Annotated in this window: 2 protein-coding genes; both read left to right on the forward strand. The window is 74.0% G+C overall.

Going from position 1 to position 4,961, the window contains the following annotated elements:
- The first annotated feature begins 15 nt into the window (after positions 1-15).
- On the forward strand, positions 16-3,888 hold the full coding sequence (locus AB0C96_RS42885) for an SDR family NAD(P)-dependent oxidoreductase (protein WP_362925716.1): 3,873 nt from the start codon (positions 16-18) through the stop codon (positions 3,886-3,888).
- A 216-nt stretch (positions 3,889-4,104) separates the two neighbouring features.
- A partial coding sequence (locus AB0C96_RS42890) for a polyketide synthase (RefSeq protein WP_362925718.1) occupies positions 4,105-4,961 on the forward strand: 857 nt, incomplete at its 3' end.

Consider the following 4,961-nt stretch of genomic DNA (forward strand, 5'->3'; position numbering starts at 1 on the left):
GGGTTGATGGATCCGATGTTGGAGGATTTCCGGCGGGTTGCTGCTGGGGTGGAGTATCGCGAGCCGAGTGTGCCGGTTGTTTCGAACGTGACTGGTGCGGTTGCCGGTATCGGTGAGTTGGCGACTCCTGAGTATTGGGTGCGGCATGCGCGTGAGGCTGTGCGTTTTGCTGATGGGGTGCGGGCGGCTCGTGCTTTGGGTGTGGACACGTTCTTGGAGTTGGGTCCTCATGCGGTGTTGACGGCGATGGCCAGCCAGTGCCTCGACGGCGATGCGAGCGATGCGGATGACACGAGCGATGCGGACGATGCGGGTGGCCAGAGCAACAAGGGTGATCTGGCGTTTGTGTCTGCTCTGCGTCGTGATCGGTCGGAGGCCGAGACGTTCGCCACCGCACTTGCCACGCTGCACACCCGGGGCTTCCCGGTGCCGTCGGCCCTTTCCGACCTTTCCGGGCCCGCCGCCCGGCGGGTCGACCTGCCCACGTACCCCTTCCAGCGGGACCGCTACTGGCTGGTGTCCCCGCCGCGCTCCACGACCGGTGGGGTGTCGGCCGCCGGTCAGCGGGCGGTGGAGCATCCGCTGCTCGCCGCCGCCGTGGAACTCCCCGGTGCCGACACCGAGGTGTGGACAGGCCGGATCTCCGCCGCGGACCTTCCCTGGCTCGCCGACCACCTGGTGTGGGGCCGCGGAGTGGTCCCCGGGGCCGCCCTGTTGGAGATGGTGCTCCAGGTGGGAGGCCGGATCGGGCTGCCCCGCGTCGCCGAACTGACCTTTGAGACCGCGCTGACCTGGGTCGCGGACACCCCGCTCCAGATCCGGGTCGTGGTGGCCCCCGGCTCCGGTCCCGGGGGCGCCCGTGAGGTGAGCCTCCACTCTCGACCCGAGCCCGTCGCCCACCCCTCGTACTCCACCGGCTCCCGGCACCTTGCGGCGCAGAAGGGCGACCACGGCTGGACCCGGCATGCCTCCGGTCTGCTCGCCCCGATCGACCTCCCCCACGCGACCGACCGGGCCGGCGCGACCGACAACTCGCAAGCGACCGACCGGGCCGGCGCCGGCGCCTTCGACGAACTCGCCGGCGCCTTCGACGAACCAAGCGGCGCCTTCGCCGAATTCGCCGGCGCCTGGCCGCCAGCCGGCGCCGAACCCCTCGACGTCGCCGGTCAGTACTCGCTCTTCGCCGCGGCCGGAGTGCGCTACGAAGGCGCCTTCCGCGGGCTGCGCGCGGCCTGGCGCCGCGGCGACGAACTCTTCGCCGAAGTGCGGCTGTCCGACGAGCACGCCGCCGACGCCGCCCGCTACGGGGTGCACCCCGCCCTGCTCGACGCGGCCCTCCATCCGATCGCGCTGCTCGACCCGTTGCACGACGGCGGACACGGTTTGCTGCCGTTCTCCTGGACCGACGTCCAGCGCCATGGCGCCGGCGGACACACGCTCCGGGTCCGGGTGGCCGCCACCGGCGGCGGCGCGGTGTCGATCGCCGCGGTCGACGGCGAGGGTGCCCCGGTGCTCGCCGCGCGCTCCCTCGCGCTGCGCCGCATAGCCGCGGACCGGCTTCCCGCCGCACCCGCCGCGCCCCTGTACCGCGTGGACTGGCTGCCGCTCCCGGGGCGCGTACCCGCTCCCACCGCCGCGCGCTGGGCCGTCGTCGGGCCGGAGGCCGAGGCCACCGCGGCCGGGCTGCGCGCCGTCGGCGTCGATGCCCGTGCCCAGGTGCTGCCGCTCGGCGAGCCGCTGCCGCCGGAGGCCGGTAGGGACGCCGAGGTGCTCGTCCTCGATCTGACCGCCACCGCAACCGCAACCGCCACCGCTACCGCTACCGCCGACCGCACGGCACCCCACGGCGGGCACCTCGGCGGGCTCGTCGGCGGGCTCCTAGACCAGGTGCGCGGGACGGTGAGCCGAGCCCTCGAAGCCGTACAGGCGCGAGCCGCCGACACCCACACCCACACCACCACCGATACCGATACCGACGCAGGCATCGACACCCCTACGGACACACGTACCGGCACCCTTCCCGGTGGCGGCCCGCGGCTCGTGGTCCTCACCCGGGGAGCGGCCGGCCCTGAGGGCGGCGCGGCCGATCCGGCGGGCGCCGCCGCCTGGGGGCTGGTCCGGGTCGCCCAGACCGAGCAGCCCGGCCACATCACCCTGGTCGACATCGACGGCGCGAACGCGTCGCTGCGAGCCCTGCCCGGTCTGCCGGCCACGGACGCCGCGCAGATCGCCGTGCGCGACGGACGTGCCACCGTCCCCCGCCTCGTACCAGTGGCCGACACCGACACCGACAGGGGCACCGACACCGGCAGGGGTACCGGCACAGCCGACCCCACTGACCCCACTGACACCACCGACCCCACTGACATCACCGACACCGCCGGAGAGCCCGTCGAAGCACTGGACCCCAACGGCACGGTGCTGATCACCGGAGGCACCGGAGCACTCGCCGCTGAGACCGCCCGGCACCTCGTGGACCGGCACAAGGTACGCCGGCTGCTGCTCGTCAGCAGGCGCGGCCCGGATGCACCCGGCGCCGCCGAACTGGCCGCCGAACTCACCGCCCTGGGCGCCGAGGTCACCGTCCGGGCCTGCGATGTCGCCGACCGCGACGCCCTCCGCAGCCTGCTCGGCGACGTCCCCGCCGAGCACCCGCTGAGCTGTGTGGTGCACACCGCCGGTGTGCTCGACGACGGTGTGCTCGCCGCCCAGACGGCCGAGCGGATCGACGCCGTGCTCCGACCCAAGGCGGACGCCGCGGTCCACTTGGACGAGCTGACCCGTGAACTCGGGCCGGTGCCAATGGTGTTGTACTCCTCGGTCTCGGCCGCGCTGGGCAGCGCCGGCCAGGCCGGGTACGCCGCGGCCAACGCGTTCCTGGACGCGCTGGCCGCCCGCCGGCGCGCCGCTGGGCACCCCGCGCTGTCGCTGGGCTGGGGCTGGTGGACCGGCGTGGGCATGGCCACCGGACTGGAGGGTGCGGACGCCGCGCGCATCCGGCGCTCCGGCATCGCCCCGCTCGACCCCGGGGCCGCGCTGGAACTGCTCGACCGGGCGCTGACCCGGCCCGAGCCCACGCTGCTGCCCGTACGGCTGGACCTGCCCGCCCTGCGCGCCGCGGCCCGCGCCACCGCCCCGCCCGAGGTGCTGCGCGATCTCGCCGGCGTCCCGACCGACGCCGGGAGCACGCCCGGAGCGGGGGCTGCGCCGGGTGCCGGGGGCGCGGCCGACGGCGGCCGCCGGTCGCCCGACCCGGACGACGCGGCCACGGCACTGGCGGCCCGGCTCGCGCCGCGCTCCGCGCCCGAACGCGCGGCCCTCCTGCTCGACCTGGTGCGCACCGAGGTCGCAGCGGTGCTGGGGCACCAGGACCCCACCGCGGTGGGCGCCGGCCGCTCCTTCAAGGACGCCGGGTTCGACTCCCTCACCGCCGTCGACCTCCGCAACCGGCTCAACGCGCGCACCGGGCTGCGACTGCCCGCCACGCTCGTGTTCGACCACCCCACGCCGTTGTCCCTCGCCGAGCTGCTGCTCGCCGAGCTGGAGGCGGCCGGCCGGGCGGCGCCCGCCGGCCCGGCGGCGGGTGAACCGGCCGGTCCCGAGGGCCTGTCCAGCGCGCTCGACCGGTTGGAGCGCAGCCTCGCCGCGACCGACGACGGCGAGGCCCGCGCCAGTGCCGCGCGCCGGCTGCGCGGCCTGCTGACCGGGCTCACCACTGGTTCGGTCGGGCACACCACTGGTTCGGTCGGGCTCACCGCCGGCTCGGCCGGGCACCCCGGCCAGAGTGCCGGCGAAGGCTCCCACGGCCCGGGCGATGTGGTGATCGACCGCCTCCGGTCGGCCTCCGACGACGACTTGTTCGATCTGCTCGACAGCGATTTCCAGTGAGCCAGAGCGCGTCTGAACCGGACCGCGTCTGAGTCGGACCGCGTCTGAGCCAGAGCGTGTCTGTTCCGGACCGCGTCCGAGCCGGACCGCGTCCGAGCCGGACCGCCTCACGCGCCGGCCACTGAATCGCTCCCACCCCTGACCCATGACATGACGCAGAGGAGAACCGTGTCTGCAACGAACGAGGAGAAGCTGCGGGAGTACCTTCGGCGCGCGATGGCCGACCTGCACAGCACGCGCGAGCGGCTGCGGGAGGTCGAGTCGGCGAGCCGGGAGCCGATCGCGATCGTCGGCATGGCCTGCCGCTACCCGGGCGGGGTGGCGTCGTCGGAGGACCTGTGGGACCTGGTGGCCGGCGGTACGGACGCGATCTCCCCGTTCCCCACTGATCGTGGTTGGGACGCGGAGGGGTTGTACGACCCGGAGCCGGGTGTGCCGGGCAGGAGCTATGTGCGCGAGGGCGGCTTCCTGCACGAGGCGGCCGAGTTCGATGCGGAGTTCTTCGGTGTCTCGCCGCGTGAGGCGGCGGCGATGGATCCGCAGCAGCGGTTGCTGTTGGAGACGTCCTGGGAGGCCCTGGAGCGGGCCGGGATCGTGCCGGACGCGCTGCGCGGTACCCGCACCGGTGTCTTCACCGGCGTGATGTACCACGACTACGGCAGCCACCAGGTCGGCACCGCCGCCGACCCCAGCGGACAGCTCGGCCTCGGCACCGCCGGCAGCGTCGCCTCCGGTCGGGTCGCCTACACCCTCGGCCTCCAGGGCCCCGCCGTGACCGTGGACACGGCGTGTTCGTCGTCGTTGGTGGCGTTGCATCTGGCGGTGCAGTCGTTGCGGCGTGGTGAGTGCGATATGGCGTTGTCGGGTGGTGTGACGGTGATGTCGACGCCGACGGTGTTCGTGGAGTTCTCGCGGCAGCGTGGGTTGGCGTCGGACGGGCGGTGCAAGGCGTTCGCGGAGGGTGCGGACGGTACTGCTTGGGCTGAGGGCGCTGGTGTGCTGCTTGTTGAGCGGTTGTCGGATGCGCTGCGTCATGGTCACCGGGTGCTGGCGGTTGTTCGTGGTACTGCCGT

It is taken from the genome of Streptomyces sp. NPDC048506, assembly GCF_040651315.1.
Taxonomy (GTDB): domain Bacteria; phylum Actinomycetota; class Actinomycetes; order Streptomycetales; family Streptomycetaceae; genus Streptomyces.

Bases quoted from the DNA above. Each gene is read 5' to 3' on its own strand.
- AB0C96_RS42885 (WP_362925716.1), top strand. From the start codon at position 16: ATGTTGGAGGATTTCCGGCGGGTTGCTGCTGGGGTGGAGTATCGCGAG.